Source organism: Aquirufa sp. (assembly GCF_964796385.1).
In genome coordinates this window covers 20842-38463 of record NZ_CBAUBA010000012.1, presented here as the reverse complement: position 1 = coordinate 38463, position 17622 = coordinate 20842, and the positions used below count along the sequence as shown (strand labels likewise).

12 protein-coding genes and 1 tRNA gene are annotated in these 17622 nt (G+C 42.0%); 3 read left to right on the top strand and 10 right to left on the bottom strand.

The annotated features are described in order from the left end of the window. Positions 1–66: 66 nt before the first annotated feature. The 5 genes from hemW to rfbC all read right to left on the bottom strand — a co-directional run bounded on the left by hemW (position 67) and on the right by rfbC (position 4638). Entirely contained in the window at positions 67–1203 is a 1137-nt protein-coding gene (hemW, locus tag AC1W6K_RS05555; RefSeq protein WP_481719822.1) for a radical SAM family heme chaperone HemW, read from the bottom strand. A 5-nt stretch (positions 1204–1208) separates the two neighbouring features. Further along, positions 1209–2438 carry a M16 family metallopeptidase gene (locus AC1W6K_RS05550; RefSeq protein ID WP_481946749.1) on the bottom strand — a complete coding sequence of 410 codons (1230 nt, stop codon included), beginning with the start codon at positions 2436–2438 and terminating at the stop codon, positions 1209–1211. Positions 2439–2617: 179 nt separating this feature from the next. Beyond that, complete coding sequence (locus AC1W6K_RS05545) at positions 2618–3535, bottom strand: aspartate carbamoyltransferase catalytic subunit (protein ID WP_481946748.1); 918 nt, start codon at positions 3533–3535, stop codon at positions 2618–2620. Positions 3536–3539: 4 nt separating this feature from the next. After that, a complete protein-coding gene (gene pyrR / locus AC1W6K_RS05540) occupies positions 3540–4076 on the bottom strand; it encodes a bifunctional pyr operon transcriptional regulator/uracil phosphoribosyltransferase PyrR (protein WP_481719816.1) in 537 nt (178 codons plus the stop codon). A gap of 19 nt (positions 4077–4095) precedes the next feature. Continuing rightward, the gene (rfbC, locus tag AC1W6K_RS05535) at positions 4096–4638 is read right to left on the bottom strand and encodes a dTDP-4-dehydrorhamnose 3,5-epimerase (protein ID WP_481719814.1); all 543 of its coding nucleotides are present in this window, start codon (positions 4636–4638) and stop codon (positions 4096–4098) included. Positions 4639–4742: 104 nt separating this feature from the next. Between rfbC and pyrF the strand changes: the two genes are divergently transcribed. Together pyrF and AC1W6K_RS05525 are read left to right on the top strand one after the other, a co-directional pair. Then, complete coding sequence (gene pyrF / locus AC1W6K_RS05530; protein WP_481946747.1) at positions 4743–5570, top strand: orotidine-5'-phosphate decarboxylase; 828 nt, start codon at positions 4743–4745, stop codon at positions 5568–5570. 1 nt (position 5571) lies between these two features. Then, complete coding sequence (locus AC1W6K_RS05525) at positions 5572–5979, top strand: DUF2721 domain-containing protein (RefSeq protein WP_481946746.1); 408 nt, start codon at positions 5572–5574, stop codon at positions 5977–5979. A gap of 180 nt (positions 5980–6159) precedes the next feature. On the opposite strand, the gene glgB is transcribed toward AC1W6K_RS05525, so the two are convergent. Next, positions 6160–8058, bottom strand: a complete 1899-nt coding sequence (gene glgB / locus AC1W6K_RS05520) for a 1,4-alpha-glucan branching protein GlgB (RefSeq protein ID WP_481946745.1) — start codon at positions 8056–8058, stop codon at positions 6160–6162. Positions 8059–8185: 127 nt separating this feature from the next. On the opposite strand from glgB, the gene AC1W6K_RS05515 reads away from it, so the two are divergent. Further along, positions 8186–8260 (top strand) — tRNA-Glu (locus AC1W6K_RS05515). A 376-nt stretch (positions 8261–8636) separates the two neighbouring features. Here AC1W6K_RS05515 and AC1W6K_RS05510 read toward each other — a convergent pair. The 4 genes from AC1W6K_RS05510 to AC1W6K_RS05495 form a co-directional block, all read right to left on the bottom strand. After that, positions 8637–8903, bottom strand: a complete 267-nt coding sequence (locus AC1W6K_RS05510; RefSeq protein WP_481946744.1) for a hypothetical protein — start codon at positions 8901–8903, stop codon at positions 8637–8639. A 77-nt stretch (positions 8904–8980) separates the two neighbouring features. Continuing rightward, positions 8981–9937, bottom strand: coding sequence for a PorP/SprF family type IX secretion system membrane protein (locus AC1W6K_RS05505; protein WP_481946743.1), 957 nt, complete (start codon positions 9935–9937; stop codon positions 8981–8983). A 114-nt stretch (positions 9938–10051) separates the two neighbouring features. Continuing rightward, positions 10052–16225, bottom strand: coding sequence for an Ig-like domain-containing protein (locus tag AC1W6K_RS05500; RefSeq protein ID WP_481946742.1), 6174 nt, complete (start codon positions 16223–16225; stop codon positions 10052–10054). 200 nt (positions 16226–16425) lie between these two features. After that, on the bottom strand, positions 16426–17580 hold the full coding sequence (locus AC1W6K_RS05495) for a helix-turn-helix domain-containing protein (RefSeq protein WP_481946741.1): 1155 nt from the start codon (positions 17578–17580) through the stop codon (positions 16426–16428). Between the last annotated feature and the right edge of the window lie 42 nt (positions 17581–17622).

Sequence of the window (17622 nt, the reverse complement as noted above, 5' to 3'; positions counted from 1 at the left end):
TGCGTAAGTCCGAAGGGAATAAGTCCGGAGTTGAATGTCTGACGTCCAACGTCTAGCGTCTAACGTCTAGCGTCTAACGTCTAAGACAAATAATTCAGACGCAAGTCGATCCGCGATCAATTTCCCATCACCAATCAATCGAATATGTCCATCAACCATCTCCACTAGGCCTTCTTCAACCCAACGGTTAAATTTTTTTTCCGGAAATGAACTTCCCGCCGCCGTAAATTTTTCGGTCAATCGATCGATTGAAACCCCGGCTTTGGTGCGGAATTTGGTTAGCATCAGTTCGTTCAATTGATCTGCAGGACTTAGTATTTCGATTTCTGCGGGGATAATTCCTTGCGTTATTTGCTTGACATAGGTTGCGTTATTAGAAACATTCCATTGCCGACTCCCCTGATTGAAACTATGTGCCGCCGGGCCGATACCCAAGTAACTTTCCTGATTCCAATACGAGGTATTGTGCCGTGAAAAATGGCCATTTTTGGCAAAATTCGACGTTTCATACGCCTCAAACCCCTGTTTTTCAAGCAAGTCATGCGTCAATTCAAAGCACGTAGCCATGTGCGCGTCCGATACCTCAGGAAAGCTTCCTTGCTTCTTTTGATGGCCAAAAACCGTCTTTGGTTCAACGGTCAAACTATACGCCGAAATGTGGTTGACACCCGTTTCGACAGCGAGAAGGATGTCTTGTTCCAAATCTACCAATGAATTTTCCGGCAATCCGTAAATTAAATCAATGCTAATATTCGTAAGGCCAATCGACTGGGCGTCACGAATGGCTTTTTTCGCCTGTGAAACATCATGATTCCGATTCAAAAATGTCAAATTTCGATCCTGAAACGATTGAATCCCAATGCTTAGTCGGTTTATTCCTAGTGACTGAATCGCCCGTAAATAATCCGGTGTTAAATCCTCCGGATTCGCTTCTAGCGTAATTTCGGCATCGGGTTCCACGGAAAAATGATCCCGAATGGTCCCTAAAATTTGGTTTAATTCGGAAGGATTGAGTAGGGAAGGCGTGCCGCCACCAAAATAGATGGTGGCCAACGGCTCACCCGCTAGGTAGTTTTTTTGTAAGTTTAATTCCTGTTGTATCGCCTGCACCACCGACTCTTTTCCCGCGAGGCGCGTGGAGAAATGGAAGTCACAATAATGACATGCTTGGTGGCAAAACGGAATATGAAGGTAAAGATGCACCGCGTTTAAGGTTCAAAAATCAATACACTTAGGTCCGCCGGATTCAACATCTCGCGCGCCATCTGCTGCATTTTATCCGCCGTAACCAAATCAATTTGCTCAAATATTTCTTCGAGTGTCTCAATTTTTTCGCGGTCTAGGAGGCTTTTGGCCATCATCAACATGAAATTGAGGTTGCTTTCTTCGGCCATCGCCATTTGGCCTTTCAGTTGGGATTTAATCTTTAGCAATTGCGCTGGACTCAAGATGCGATCTTGCAATTTTTCGAATTCTTTATGAATCAATTTAATCGACTTGGCTACTTGATTTGACTCGGTGCCAAAATATATTGCCCAAAATCCGGAATCTACATACGACGTGAAATTCGCCTCAATGGAATACACTAAGCCCCTTTTCTCCCGAATGGACACGTTCAATAAGGAATTCATGGACGGCCCGCCCAACAAATTAATCAACATAAAAAACGCCAATCGATCCGGATGCTTAATCGCATAGGACTGTTGGCCCAGCGCCACATGCGATTGATTCAAGCCGCGTTTCGTTATCCGTTCCAGCGGGATCATCGCAGGTGGTTGCACCCGCTTGACTTGGTTGCGCTGCGCCGGAATTTGACCTAAATGTTTCTCCGCCCATTTGAATACTTTGTCATGCGGATGCTTTCCGATGGACGAAATAACGATCCGACTGGTATCCATATTCCTAGCAATAAAGGCATTTAAATCTGATTGCTTGAAGGAATTGACCGTCTCTTGCGTTCCTAAAATATTGATCCCTAGGGAATGATTTGGAAATAATAATTCATCGAAATCGTCCTGAATGGCATCTTCGGGCGCTTCGAAATACATGGACATCTCCTCCAAAATCACGCTACGTTCCTTCTCCAATTCCTTCGCCGGAAAAATAGAATGAAAGGTGATATCCGTAACTAACTCCAAGGCCCGCTCAAAATAAGGGCTCAGTACGGACGCATGAAAACAGATTTTCTCTTTCGTGGTATAGGCATTTAACTCCCCGCCGATGATTTCTAAGCGGTTGATAATCTGCATGTTATTCTTCTTTTCTGTGCCTTTGAATGCCAAATGCTCCCAGAAATGCGCTAGCCCTTCCTCGTTTTTCTCCTCATCTCGACTGCCGATATCGAGCATAATCCCAAGATGCGAGATCTCGGTATGCATGACTTGGCGATGTACCAACGTAATCCCGTTGGGCAATGTTTGGATTTTAATTGAATTCATAAAGAGCTTTAAACCGCAAAAGATTTCAAAATTAATTAAAATTATGGCCAATCGCTCATTTTTCTTGCATGATGCAATATGTCAACGAACTTATTATCCTAACACCAGGTCGTGTTGATAACAGCTTTGGGGTAAAAATCCCGGTTTAGTAGGCCTTTGTTTAGTACGTAAACTGAATTTTAAGCGCGCGAAGCGAGTAGATAAAGAACTGCCATACGCACGGCCACTCCATTTTCTACCTGATCTAGGATGATTGAGTGTGGAGAATCTGCCGCATCTGAACTTAACTCTACCCCGCGATTGATCGGGCCTGGGTGCATTAAGACAATTTCTTTGGGGAGTTCTTCCAACATTTGGCGAGTGATTCCAAAGAATTGGGAATATTCACGAAGACTTGGAAAGTATTTGATTTGTTGGCGCTCCAACTGTATCCGCAGTACATTCGCAGCATCGCACCATTGTAACGTACTTTTCACATCATGAGACACTTCAACTCCTAGGGATTGAATATGCTTGGGAATCAGCGTGCTCGGACCGCACAGGCGGACATTCGCACCTTGTTTCTTCAGTGCGTAGATATTCGAAAGGGCTACTCGGGAGTGCAAGATGTCACCGATAATCGCTATGTTTTTGCCGTTTAGGTCACCTAATTTTTCGCGAAGTGAATAGGTGTCCAATAAGGCTTGCGTGGGATGTTCGTGGGTTCCGTCGCCCGCATTGATAATATTGGCTTTGATATGTTTGGCCAAATAATGCGGAGCACCTGGGCTTGCATGGCGCATAACGATCATGTCGACCTTCATGGCTAGAATGTTGTTGACCGTATCAAGTAACGTTTCTCCTTTTTTAACAGAGCTTCCAGAGGCTGAGAAATTAATGGTATCTGCTGAGAGGCGTTTTTCGGCTAATTCGAAGGAGAGTCTGGTACGGGTTGAGTTTTCAAAAAATACATTGGCAATGGTGACGTCACGTAGGGAAGGAACTTTTTTAATCGGTCGGTTGAGAACCTCTTTAAATTCTTTGGCCGTTTTAACGATTAAGTGGATAGACGCTTCGTCTAAATCTTTGATCCCTAACAAGTGTGGCGATTTCAACATATTTTTATTGGGTGATTAACCAAATTTTATCTGCTTCATGGCCTTGTTCTTGCCATTCCACAAGTACTTTTTCCGTAGGCAGTGTGTTCACCGCTTTCCCTACATAGTCTGCATTAATGGGCAGGTCTCGGTTGTAAATACGGTCAATTAGTACGCAAAGTTCAACTTTTGCGGGTCTACCGAATGAATTCATCGCATCGAGTGCCGCACGAACCATACGGCCAGTCGCCAGTACGTCATCCACTAAAATGACGCGTTTATTTTCAATCAAGAAGGAAATGTCCGTTGAATTAGGGGCGATGGTATCGCGTCTACGGTAGTCGTCGCGGTAGAAGGTTGCGTCTAGTCTACCCACGTTATGCGGTATATTTAATTGCTTTCCAAGTTCAGCGGCGATGCGTTCTGCGAAATAGATTCCGCGTGGTTGTAGTCCTAAAATAACGGTTTCAACATCTTTGATTTGATTCTCAATGAGCTCTTGGCATAACCTGGATATGGTTATCTCCAATAATGGGCTTGATAAAATCAGCTTGCGAGTCATTGGTACAAAGGTATGAAAATTAATTAAATATCACTTCGTTTGGGTCAAATAGGGGTAAGATTTGGTCTTTTTCTGCAACGATGGGGTGATCGATTCCCCATGAAATTTGTAAGCTTGGGTCATTCCAGCGCAAGCCGGATTCCGCTTCTTTATTCCAAAATGCGGTACACTTATAGACAAAAATCGTTTCTTCTAAGGCTACGAATCCGTGTGCAAAGCCAACGGGGACATAGAGCATATTACCTTGATCTGCGTCTAGAATGAAGGAAGCGTGCTGTCCGTAGGTGGGTGAGCTTTTACGTAGGTCCACAATAACATCTTTGACTTTTCCGGTCATGCAGCGCACTAATTTTCCTTGCGCATGGGGATCTTTTTGAAAATGTAGTCCACGCAAAACACCCGGCGTTGAAAATGAGAAATTATCCTGAACAAAATTTTCTGGAATGCCGTTTGCGGCAAAACGCTTTTGATTATATGACTCGTAAAAAAAGCCGCGATCATCGTGAAATTTGGTCGGAATACATTCAATGACGCCTGCGAATGGGTGGTTGATAAATTGCATAGAATTAAAATTCCTTAAGTTTGATAATGGCAAGGAAAGCCCTTAATTTGTGCCAAAATTATTGATATTTACGCAGTAAACCAATTTCTATTTCCCAATTCCGTATGAATTCACAAGAATTAGTCAATCAGATAGAACGCAAGCGATCTTTTTTGTGTGTGGGTTTAGATACGGATCCACGGTTAATTCCTTCCAAATTTAAGCAAGAGTCAGATCCTGTGTTTGCCTTCAATCAGGCGGTCATTGATGCAACGGCTGATTATGCGGTGGCCTATAAGCCCAACATCGCTTTTTATGAGGCCTTGGGACCGAAGGGTTGGGAAAGTTTACAGAAAACAATGGAATATATGCCGAAAGATGTCTTTACGATTGCAGATGCAAAGCGTGGGGACATTGGTAATACGGCTTACATGTATGCGCAAACGTTTTTCGATCCTGCATTGAGTGGCTTGAATTTTGATTCGATTACCGTTGCTCCCTACATGGGACATGATTCGGTGGAGCCTTTTCTTCGTTTCGAGGAAAAATGGGTTATTTTATTAGCCTTAACGTCGAATCCGGGTAGTCATGATTTCCAAATGACGAAGTCAGAGGATTACATTCCCATGTATGAGCGCGTGATGCGCTTGGCACAGACGTGGGCTTCTCCGGAGGAATTAATGTTTGTGATAGGGGCAACGCGCTCAGATTTCTTACTAAAAGTTCGTGAAGTAGCACCTGATAATTTCTTTTTAGTTCCAGGTGTGGGTGCACAGGGGGGGAGTTTGGAAGATGTGGCTAAATATGCCATGAATTCGCGTGTGGGCTTATTAGTCAATTCTTCCCGCGGCATTATTTATGCGGGTGACAATCCAGCCGTAGATGCGAAGCGGGAAGCCCAGAAACTACAGGAAGAAATGGCGATGCATTTAGACGCATATTATATCAAATAAAATGGAATTAGGAATCGGTACCCCGGCATTATTGTTTTCAACAGTTTCGTTATTGATGATTGCATTTACGAATCGTTTTATGTCGATGGCCTCGTTGATTCGTGGTTTGCATGAAAAGTTCCAACAAAACCCAGATGAGTCTATTTTAAAGCAAATTCAAAATTTACGTCTTCGCATGAAATTGATTCAGAATATGCAGATCATTGCCATTATTAGTTTAATTCTGAGCGTGGTTTGTATGTTTTTTATCTTTTTTGAAATGCAATTGGTTTCTCATTGGTTCTTTGGGACAGCTTTAGTGGGCATGTGTGTCGCGCTCATGCTCAGTGCATGGGAAATTACGATATCTACGAAGGCGCTGGAAGTTGAGCTTTCCGACATGGAAGATATCTTGGCCAAAAAACATTAATTATTCGAATAGTATAAATTTTCCCGATATTATTTCAAAAATTGAAATATAGTAGTATTTTTGTGTACAATTTTGATTTGAATCAGCGCTTAAAGCGCTAAATCATATAGATACTACTTAGGCGGATTGAATAAAGGCTCGGAATTTTTCTGAGTCTTTATTGTTTCCGCCTAGTTCGTTTTAGGCTTTCAAGATGAGGCAAGAAAGGGGAGGAAGGTTGATGGCGATGGAGAATGCTTTTCCGTGCCAACCGTACTCTTCGGTCATCACGGCGCCTTTCGTAGGGTAGTCGGACCCACCAAATAGGCCTTTATCTGAATTAAACACCACTTTCCAAACCCCAGGTAGGGGAACACCGATGCGGTAATCTTCGCGTGGAGCGGGAGTGAGGTTGAGAATGACGATTAATTGTTGTTTGGCAGTTTCGCCTTTACGGACAAAACTGATGACGGAATTGCCTTGGTCGTTGGACTCCAGCCACTCAAACGTTTCGTGTGAGAATTGCTTCACGTGTAACGCAGGCTCATCGCGGTATAATGCATTGAGCGCCTTCATGGTCTCTTGAATGCCCTTATGCGGTGCATATTCCGTTAAATGCCAGTCTAAACTCACGCTGTGATTCCACTCTTCGCGCTGGCCAAATTCCCCTCCTTGAAAGATCAATTTAGTTCCCGGATGGGTGAATTGTTCGGAGAACAAGAGACGCAGGTTGGCAAATTGCTGCCATTCATCTCCAGGCATTTTATTCAATAGTGATTGCTTGCCGTACACGACCTCGTCGTGGGAGAGGGGCAGGCAGAAATTTTCGGTAAAGGCGTAGATCAACGAGAACGTCAGGTCATTCAGGTGATGTTGGCGGTGAATCGGATCTTTTTGGAAGAAGCGTAGGGTGTCGTTCATCCAGCCCATCATCCATTTTTGGCCAAAACCTAGTCCGCCCATGAAGACTGGTTTGGTGACACCGTTAAAGGAGGTAGATTCTTCTGCAATGATTTGAATATCGGGGAATTCACCGTACATGTGTACGTTGAGGTCTTGCAAGAACGAGATGGTATCGAGGTTTTGGTTTCCGCCAAATTCATTGGGTTCCCATTCGCCGTCGTTGCGTGAATAGTCGAGGTAAAGCATGGAGGCTACGGCATCTACGCGTAGGCCATCGATGTGGTAGCGGTCGAGCCAAAAAGCTGCGTTTGATAGTAGGAAGCTGCGTACTTCGGTACGGCCGTAGTCGAAGATATGGGATTTCCAGTCGGGGTGGTAGCCTTTTTTAGGATCTGGATGTTCGTAGATGGGAGTGCCATCGAAATCTTTAAGGCCGTGTGCGTCACCGGGAAAGTGGGAGGGAACCCAGTCTAAGATGACTCCGATTCCGGCTTGGTGGAATGCGTCAACGAGTTGCATGAACCCTTGTGGGTCTCCAAAACGTGAGGTTGGCGCAAAATATCCGGTAATTTGGTATCCCCATGACGGATCGTAGGGGTATTCCATCACGGGCATAAATTCCACGTGGGTGAAATTCATTTCTTTGACATAGCCGACTAATTTGACTGCGAAGTCGGCATAGCTCAAAAACTCATTATCTAGCGTTTTTTGCCATGATCCGAGGTGCACCTCGTAGATGGACATGGGAGCGTTCAGCGCGTTTTTTGTGTTACGTGTTTGCATCCAAGGGGAGTCTTTCCATTCCTTGAAGGTGGACCAAACGATGGAGGCGGTTTTGGGTGGTGTTTCGCAGTAGAGACCCATGGGATCTAATTTCTCGAGGTATTCACCGGAGCGTGCTTGGATGCCGTATTTATAGGTTTCTCCGTTGCGTATGCCGGGAATAAAGCCTTCCCAAATACCGGAGGCATCCCAGCGTTTCATGAGTGGGTGAGAAAATTTATCCCAAAAATTAAAATTGCCTATCACCTGAACGGATTCGGCATTGGGTGCCCAAACGGCGAAGAATGTACCTATTTCTCCTTCGTGTTCGATTTCGAAGGCACCTAGTTTTTCGTAAAGCCGTGTGTGCTTGCCATGTAAGAAAAGGTCAACATCAAAATCGGTCAAGCGGGAATAGGGTTTTACGTTGGCCATAAGGGGTTCAGTTTCAATGATTAGGCTAAAATAGCGAAAATTAATCAGAAAAAAATAAGCTATTTATAAACGAGGTGTTTGGATTTAAAAGGGAAAATTCTACCTTTGTGCCACCAAAATAAATAATGGTCCGTTCGTCTAGGGGTTAGGACACGTCCCTTTCACGGATGAAACACGGGTTCGATTCCCGTACGGACTACCAGAAACCACTCAGGGCGAGTGGTTTCTTTTATTTTACGGGGGTGGTAGCAGGAGTGGTAGCAAACTTTGTTATTTATTGAATTCTATTGACCTCTGATTTACTTTCTCAATCATCGCCTTCAGGACATTTCGTTTATTTATTTTGATGTAAATTTCATAGCTTTCAATGTATTTGTGGCCGCTTATAATCATGGTCAACAAACGCTGTAATCTTTGATTTTAGCCCTGATTGTAATCTGAGGGTAATATTGTTTTTTCATATATAATATTTTTTAAATTTAATAGACCTAAAGCTGGAATAGTAAACCTAAAAAACAAAAAAGCCACAGATAAAATATCCGCGGCTTTTTATAACTCCTTGTTCTAAAAAATATCCTTTATTTTGCGCTAGGTTCAAACCATGCTAAATCAAAAAAAATAGCCTCATTAGTTTGAAATTGCTTCCACCGAAAATTTAATAATTGTAAATCTTCGATAGTTCCTTTATGCGTGGTGAAATGTAAGTTGCCACGTTTCTTATGATCAATATTTAAGTGTATTACATCTTTTTCAGCCGTAAAAGTTAAGCCTTTAAGATCTTGAACGGATAAAAAATCAAAACTTACATAGTGTTTACTTGGCCTACGTAATCGGATGACTTTCATAGCTAATAATTTAACATTATTATTTATACCTTTTGATAATAAGTTTTTAGTGAAGCATCCTGTTCGTCCACCCTAATTCATTGACTTTTTAAATTATCTTTTCCAATTTTTAATCTCTCATTTGAAGTAGTTTCCTTCTTATCCTTCAAAATAAAAAATCGGAGTGCAAATTCGTGCGTTTGGTTACTAATTTTGGACACCTCTCCCATTGGCATTTCATAGACATAACCCAAATAAAACTTCTTACTCGCCTGCAAGCCCAAGCGAATACCGATACTTTCCTGGTGCCGGTAATTCAATCCAGCATCTAACTTTCCGCGAAGATTCGCCATTAATTGAACATCCCAACTTAATGGAACGTCGGTTGCAAGGCGTGCCATGGCATTCGGATATAAGGTAAGATCATCGCTTAACTCAAGTTTCGTTCCTACCATCGTATACATGTAGGTTGCATCTTTATAGCCTCCCGAAAGCTCACCAAAATCATATTTAATGATCCTTGGCATCGCAAAACTCACAAAAAATCCATCCTGCTTACTGATCTTTACACCCCAACCCGTATTGAATTTTAAGCCCGTTGACCGATCCGCATTAAAGAGCGGATCCCCTTGATTTGTTAAGGCCAAACCGGTAAAATTCAACGCCACATTCGCCAATCCCAAACGGATACCCCCAGACAAAATCCACTTTTCTGATAAGCGCGTATGGTACGCAAAATCTCCAGAAAAGGTCGTCATTTTGACAGGGCCTAACTGGTCCAACATTGCATTGACTCCAATCCCGCGACGCTCCTTCCACTTAAAATTTCCATTAAAGAAGAACGTTTGGGGCGCGCCCTGAATCCCCAGCCACTGCTGGCGATACATGACAAAAACCTCACTCGTATCGCCCCGACTTCCCGCCGTCATCGGATTATAAACCTGCGGATTTAAGCGATACAAATTGTACTGCGGCTCTATTTGGGCATGCGCAATTTCCACTGAACAAATCAGCAAAAACAGGATGCCTAAGGCGAGTTGGGTAATGTTTTTCATTTAAATAAACTTTAGTCCGAAGTCATTAGTCCGGAGGAATCTTTTCTCTTCTAACATGTATCATATCCAATGTCTAGAGCCCAAATTTCCTTCGGACTCCGGACTTTGGACTGACTATTTTGCTAACCGATTGATATACACATACTGCCCGATATCCGGCCATTTGCCGCGGTAATCAATCACATAATAATACGTTCCATCAGGCAATAATTGGTCATCTTCCAAGAGGCTGAATGCACGGTCCGTTTTGCCGCCCCAGTCATTTTTATAGTTCTCGGTTTCATAAACCACATTGCCCCACCGGCTAAAGATGGTCAACCTGTTTGGCTGACGCCGCAGGATTCCTGGAATGATTAAGACGTCATTCAAACCATCCCCGTTTGGCGAAATACCTTGCGGTGCAAAGTCCGCGCAATCATCCGGATCCAATCGGTTTTCAATACCATCTTTATCACAATCTGGTAGCGCACCGTAATTCACGTCATCCTCCAACTTGTCCTCAATGCCATCACCATCTGAATCAATATCTTGATAATCTGGCTTGCCATCTTTGTCGGTATCCACCGGATTATTCTTATCTGGACCTGCCTCATACGCATCGCTATATCCATCATTATCGGAATCCAAATCGCGGTAATCTGGCATTCCATCCCCATCCGTATCGACCGGTTTCGACGGATCTTTACCCGCCTCAACTGCGTCTGGAATGCCATCATTATCGGAGTCCGTATCTTGGTAATCCGGCTTGCCATCCCCATCGGTATCGATCGGTTTATTCGGATTTGGTCCTGCCTCCACGGTATCGGGGATGCTATCATTATCTGAGTCTGTATCCTGATAATCCAGTTTACCATCACCATCTGTGTCAACTGGTTTGGTTGGATCTTTGCCTGCTTCAACCGTATCTGAAATACCATCATTATCCGAGTCGGTATCTAAGTAGTCCGGCTTGCCATCTTTGTCCGTATCCACCGGAATCGCTGGGTCTTTGCCCGCTTCGACGCTGTCTGGAATACCATCATTATCGGAATCGGTATCCAAGTAATCTGGCTTGCCATCTTTGTCGGTGTCCACCGGATTCAACGGATCTTTACCCACCTCCACAGCGTCTGGAATGCCATCATTGTCGGAATCGGTATCTTGATAATCTGGCTTGCCGTCGCCGTCTGTGTCAACAGGCTTTAACGGATCGCTTCCAGCCTCGAGGGTATCCGGGATGCCATCATTATCCGAGTCGGTATCCAGGTAATCTGGCTTGCCATCACCGTCGGTGTCCACAGGTTTCGTTGGGTCCTTCCCTGCCTCCACAAAATCTGGAAGACCGTCATTATCCGAGTCGGTATCTTGGTAATCCGGCTTGCCGTCACCGTCTGTGTCCACTGGTTTCAACGGATCTTTGCCTGCTTCCACGCTGTCCGGAATACCATCGTTATCGGAGTCTGTTTCCAAATGATCCGGCTTACCATCGCCGTCGGTGTCAACGGGTTTCGTTGGGTCCTTACCTGCCTCCACAAAATCTGGAAGACCGTCATTATCCGAGTCGGTATCTTGGTAATCCGGCTTGCTATCCCCGTCGGTGTCCACTGGTTTCAACGGATCTTTGCCTGCTTCCACGCTATCTGGCAATCCGTCATTATCTGAATCCGTGTCTTGGTAATCGGGCTTTCCATCCCCATCAGTATCCACTGGATTATTCGGGTCTTTACCTGCCTCCACGCTATCTGGAATGCCGTCATTATCTGAGTCCACATCCCGGAAGTTTGGCCGGCCATCGCTATCTGGATCTGCACCCAACTCAACGCGATCTGGGATGCTATCATTATCAGAATCTAAATCCAAATAATCTGGAGTTCCGTCGGCGTCGGTATCGATCGGTAATGGATTCACAAATTGCTTGCGGTCATCGAAGCCGTCACCTTGATCATCTTGCAAGTTGGTACAGCTTGGGCAGCGATCCGCACCTTCCCAACTGTCCGGAATTGTATCACCGTCGGAGTCAAGATCTAGGTAATTTGGCATTCCGTCTTTATCGGTATCTGCCAACCCTTCGATGCCGTCAGCTAACCAGTCGCCGTCCGAATCTAGATCGCGGTAATTTGGCAACTTATCTCCATCGGGATCATTGGTTAATTCAACTGAATCTGGAATTCCGTCGCCGTCCGCATCTAAATCTAGGAAGTCTGGTGTGCCATCTTTGTCGGTATCTGGTATTTCCAATGCCCCTGTTCCCTCAACACAATCGCCGATTCCGTTTCCATTCGTATCGATCGTTGCACAATCCACGATTCCGTCTGCATTCGCATCGGTAGCGGCGCGGAATTTGGCATTTCCTTCGGCACTATCTAAAATACCGTCCCCGTCGGAATCTTTATCTAGGTAGTTTGGTATGCCGTCGCCATCCATATCGCCGATGTACTCGCGCTTATCTGGGATTCCATCATTGTCAGAATCTAAGTCCAAATAATCTGCATCGCCATCGCCATCTGAATCGCGATTTTTCTCGTAGCTATCATTAATGCCGTCGCCATCTGAATCCTCATCCAAGTAATTTGGAATACCATCACCATCAAAATCTTGGCATGTCGGCCCGCCACCAAAGCACTCAAAACTATTCGAGATGCCATCGTAATCGCAATCTGCATTTTGGAAGAATTTGTATTGCGGCGTACTTATCGCTGGTACTGCCCCGGCTAATCCTCCTACGCAGAAATCCAATGGACTTGGATCCGTTCCGTTGGGATTGCCGTCGCCATCGCAATCGTAATTATTCCAAGCGATCGATGTTTGCATACTACGTTGAGCAGGATCCCAAATACATCCGTCATTAGGGTCCGGATCAAGATAATCTGGTGTTCCATCTCCATCTATGTCAGAAAGTAGTACGATGGCTAATATTGCTGTTGCTGACCCATTATTTGTATCCGCCACAGTGTAAGTAACATTTGGTACATTGCCGCCAAAGGTCGTAAGTGGATTAAAAATAAATGTTCCATTAGTATTAATTACCAGGGTTCCAACATTGGGAATGTTAGCCGTTTGACCTGCGTTAAATGTACCACTTAAACCTGCCACAATAAATTGAGTTACCGCTAATGCATCTCCATCTGAATCTGAATCATTTGTCAACACATTATTTGTGAAAGAATTATATCCATCTAACTGGAAATTGTCATTCACCGCAAGCGGTATGTCGTTTATTGATGATACGGTTATAATTAATGTTGCCGAACCAGTACCTCCAAAGCCATCAGTTATTGTATACGTTACTGTTGGAGCAATACCGTTATAATTGGCAGCTGGGACAAATGTATAATTACCATTTGCGTTAATTTGTAAGGTACCGACACCAGAAACAGTTACTGTTTGACCTGGAGTATATGTATTATTTAAGCCTGCCACTACAAATTGGGTCACCGATAATACATCTCCATCTACATCTGAATCATTAGTCAACACATTTCCTGTAGCACTACTTGCATCTTCATTTACCGATTTTGTGTCATTAACTGCAATTGGTATATCGTTTACTGAATCCGTTCTGATAATCAGCGTAGCTGTAGCTGTTCCCCCATTGCCATCGCTAATGCTGTACGTAACCGTGGGAGCTGAACCATTATAGTTGGCAGTTGGAACAAACGTATAACTACCATTGGCGTTAATTTGTAAGGTACCGACGCCTGCAATTGTTGCCGTTTGACCTGCAGTAAATGTACCATTTAAGCCAGCAATCACAAATTGAGTCACTGATAATGCATCTCCATCTACATCTGAATCATTAGTCAACACATTTCCTGTAGCACTACTTGCGTCTTCATTTATAGATTTAGTGTCATTAACCGCAAGTGGATTATCATTAACTGGTGAAATGGTAATAATTAAACTTGCAGTAGTTGTTCCTCCATTTCCATCGCTAATAGTATAAGTCACTGTAGGAGCAATGCCGTTATAATTAGCTAAAGGAATGAATATATAACTACCATTGTCATTGATTTGCAAAGTCCCTACATTAGCAATAGTTGCAGTTTGACTAGCTGTAAAATTGCCACTTAATCCTGCCACTACAAATTGAGTCACTGTTAATGTATCACCTGTTGGATCAGAATCATTCGATAACACATTTCCTATAATTGAATTAGAATCTTCTGGCCCAGTATTATTATCGTTCACACCAACTGGATTTTGATTAAATAACCTGACCAAAAGGGTAGCGGTATTACTAGTTTGATTTGCTGAACCTGAACAGCTGCTTGAGCTTACTGTCACTGTATAATATGAGTATCCCGTACTACTGGTGGGAGGCGTATAAGTATCATTGTTGGCTCCTGAAACATTAGTAAAGTTTACATTATCTGAGGACGATTTCCATTGATATGACAACCCAGGCCCTTCAGCAACTACACGTAGGGTGGTGGTAGAACCTTGAGTAACTGTTACACTTGCCGGCTGTGAAGTAATGTTTACATTGGCTGAAGTATAAATATATAGTCCTACTGTATTGCTAGTAATTCCAATATTATCACAGGTGCTTGTTACCTTGACGCGATATTTATAATTATTATAGGTATTATTAATTCCAGAGCTAAGGCTAAGCGTGGCCAATGTAGCCCCAGAGTATACCCCCCCATTAGATATAGCTGTAAAAGTACTTCCTCCGTCAGTAGAAACAAACCATTGATAGCTTAAATCATCACCTGAGGCCACGACAGAAAAGGTGGTGGCAGTTCCAGAACAGATTGATTTATCGAAAGGTTGAGTGACTATATTAGGTGGGGATTTTACATTAATTAGAGAATTAGTAGAAACTGCGCTTGGACATGAACCATTGGTTAGGACGGCCCTGTAAAATGTAGAAGTACTAGGACTAACACTGAGGGAACTCAATCCAGCAGAACTACTTACCTCTGACCAAGAAAATCCTCCATCGGTAGAGGATTCCCATTGGGTAACCGTGCCGGTTACTCCTGAGAGTGTAAGGGTATTGCTCTGAGGACATGATAAGGCGACATTGCTAGGAGAAATACTTCCACCCACACTTGGTTGTGAAGCTAATACAGTAAATGTCCGAGAAGAGGTATTACTATATCCACATGCATTTTTGGCCCTTACGCTCATAGTTCCTGATGAGGCATTACTAGCTAAATTCACTGTAATGCTACGAGTTCCATAGCCCCCAATTATGGTCCAACCAGTCGGCAGGGTCCATTCGTACTCTGTTGCATTGAGAACCGCATCAATCGAGTAACTTAAATTAGATGAGCCCACTGAGCCATTGGCACAAACGGTGTTAGTTCCAGTTATTGGTCCGGGATCCGCCGGTACCCCATTTGCAACAGTTACATTTAAGCTATTAGAAAAAATATTACCACAAGATTGAGAAGGTGTTACACTAATTGTACCTGAGTTACCATTTGGATTTACAGTAATACTATTGGTGGTAGAAGTTCCCGTCCATCCAGCAGGAACGGTCCAATTATATGTTGCTCCATCAATGGCCGGTGTAGTATATGTTAAATTTCCGGAATTATTACAAATCACCGATTGACCAGAAAGTAATCCAGAAAAATTTTCACTTCTTAATGTAAAATAGGCATAACCATAGTGACCACCAGCTGCACAATCCATTGCCTGAAAATTGATTTCAATTTGTTTACCCCCATATTGAGACAAATCAAAGGATACCTCTTGCCAATTAGAGTATTTAATAGATCCGAGTGTTATTAAACCTGGTGTGGATGCATTGTAAGCCTTGGATCCACATGTTATTTTCTGTTGACCAACTGGTCTTGAAAGATCAAGAACGTTCGCAACAAACGCTGGCTGGATGTCTGCCGTATGTCCTGCATCGTCCAATACCATAGCAAAAGCATAGGTAATATTATATGAACTTAGGCCAGCAGGTACTGTAAGGCGATAAGTCATTTTATCAGCTTGAGCGCCCGATGTGCTATTTCCTAATTTCACTGCATTAGCATATCTATATCCGTTGATTATAGGAACTTTTGGAAGCGTTGAAACCCTTTCGTCTCTAGCCGAATTAGTATTATCTGCTGTAAGAATTTCAAATGCAGTACTTGACGTTAAAGTTGATAGTTTGGAAGGAATCGGGTTATTTGGTGTTCTGCCAGTATAATCTCCTTCATAAATAGAAGCGCCACCATTGTAACTACCATTAATATGTTCCCAAAAGGACAAATTCCCGGACTGAAAGCCAATGTTTGAAGGAGTCTGAGCGAAAATGTGAAATCCAAAAGCACATAAAAAAAGCAAAAGGTGATAATTTACTTTCATAAATAATTTATAGGTTATTACTTTTTTTACACAATTTATTAATCTGTTTAATTGTGAACCCGTACGAATAGATTTTGAAGGTGACAGTGAATAAATTTGATTTTCGTAGGTTATTGAATGATTAAAATACTTTCAATAATATTTTGAAAACCAGATTTAATTGGTCAAAAAAAAAGATTTTGTAAAAAAATGGACAAAAATTATGACCTATTTAAGGAACTTAGATATTCCTTGGGACTACACCCTTTTTCTTTTTTAAAAGCTGTATAAAAACTCTGGCGAGAGCCAAATCCTGAATCTTTTATTAGAATGTCAATTGGGAACTTTGATAACATTTGAGGTTTAAGGAGTAATTCTTCAAAATATGAAATTCTATGTTTATTTAAATATTCACGAAAATTAATTCCATATTTGAATTTAATGGATTCACTAATTAATAGATGAGAATATCCTGTAAATTTCGCTACCATTTTGATGGTTAATCGAGATTTTAAAAATACTTGGGATTCCTTAAAATATTTATCAATTTCTGTAATTATAGAGTTTAATCGTATTTCCCTAGATATCAAAGATTTATCTTTAATGATCACACTTTGTAAATTCAACTCTTCTGAAAAAGTCTTATTATCTAATAAATATGGATGAATGGCTAAATAAAAACAATTAAAAATTTCTCCTAAAAGTATAAAATTGGGAGAATTAACTTTTCCTAGCTCAGTAAAGAAAAAAAGAAAAGTTGAATACAAAATCAAACCTACTCGAAAAATTAATTGCCCAATAACCAAAAAGTTAAATAACGGTTTTTTAAATGAATTCTGATATCGCTTATCTTTTTTAAATCTTACATAATATACAAACGTAAAAAGGCAAAATATTACAGCTAAAAGAAACTTCAAATAATTATGATAAATGGGATTAACCAACATAAAGTCATAATTGAATTCGAAAAAATTGTCTTTGGAAATGACCCTTTTTATCTCATTTATTTTATTATCTCTGGAACTCAAGTAAAATGGAGTGTATTCTAAAATCTGAAAAATAAAGGGGGTGAATAAAAAAAAGTGATATTTATTAAATCTCTCATTCGGATTAAATAAATACCAAAAAAATAAAAAATTTAAGGGTGGCAGGGCATAATGAAAAGGGGCAATCGTTCGAAATATATGAGGTTGAATTAAGATGTTTTCTGGCCTCAGAAAAAAAGAAGCGAAAATCAAGTAACCAACAATAATTAAATGAATTCCTAAAATTTTAGAAACGATTAAATTATTAGATCGAATCAAAAAATTGCCACCAAAGATTATACTAAGTGAGCTTAAAAAAGAATATAGATAAATGGCAAATTCGTGAGACATTAAGAAAACTATTTTTCTTAAATCTTAAAATTTTAAATCTGG

Bases quoted from the DNA above. Each gene is read 5' to 3' on its own strand.
- AC1W6K_RS05550 (WP_481946749.1), bottom strand. From the start codon at position 2,438: ATGAATTCAATTAAAATCCAAACATTGCCCAACGGGATTACGTTGGTA.
- AC1W6K_RS05545 (WP_481946748.1), bottom strand. From the start codon at position 3,535: ATGTTGAAATCGCCACACTTGTTAGGGATCAAAGATTTAGACGAAGCG.
- pyrR (WP_481719816.1), bottom strand. From the start codon at position 4,076: ATGACTCGCAAGCTGATTTTATCAAGCCCATTATTGGAGATAACCATA.
- rfbC (WP_481719814.1), bottom strand. From the start codon at position 4,638: ATGCAATTTATCAACCACCCATTCGCAGGCGTCATTGAATGTATTCCG.
- pyrF (WP_481946747.1), top strand. From the start codon at position 4,743: ATGAATTCACAAGAATTAGTCAATCAGATAGAACGCAAGCGATCTTTT.
- AC1W6K_RS05525 (WP_481946746.1), top strand. From the start codon at position 5,572: ATGGAATTAGGAATCGGTACCCCGGCATTATTGTTTTCAACAGTTTCG.
- glgB (WP_481946745.1), bottom strand. From the start codon at position 8,058: ATGGCCAACGTAAAACCCTATTCCCGCTTGACCGATTTTGATGTTGAC.
- AC1W6K_RS05510 (WP_481946744.1), bottom strand. From the start codon at position 8,903: ATGAAAGTCATCCGATTACGTAGGCCAAGTAAACACTATGTAAGTTTT.
- AC1W6K_RS05505 (WP_481946743.1), bottom strand. From the start codon at position 9,937: ATGAAAAACATTACCCAACTCGCCTTAGGCATCCTGTTTTTGCTGATT.
- AC1W6K_RS05500 (WP_481946742.1), bottom strand. From the start codon at position 16,225: ATGAAAGTAAATTATCACCTTTTGCTTTTTTTATGTGCTTTTGGATTT.
- AC1W6K_RS05495 (WP_481946741.1), bottom strand. From the start codon at position 17,580: ATGTCTCACGAATTTGCCATTTATCTATATTCTTTTTTAAGCTCACTT.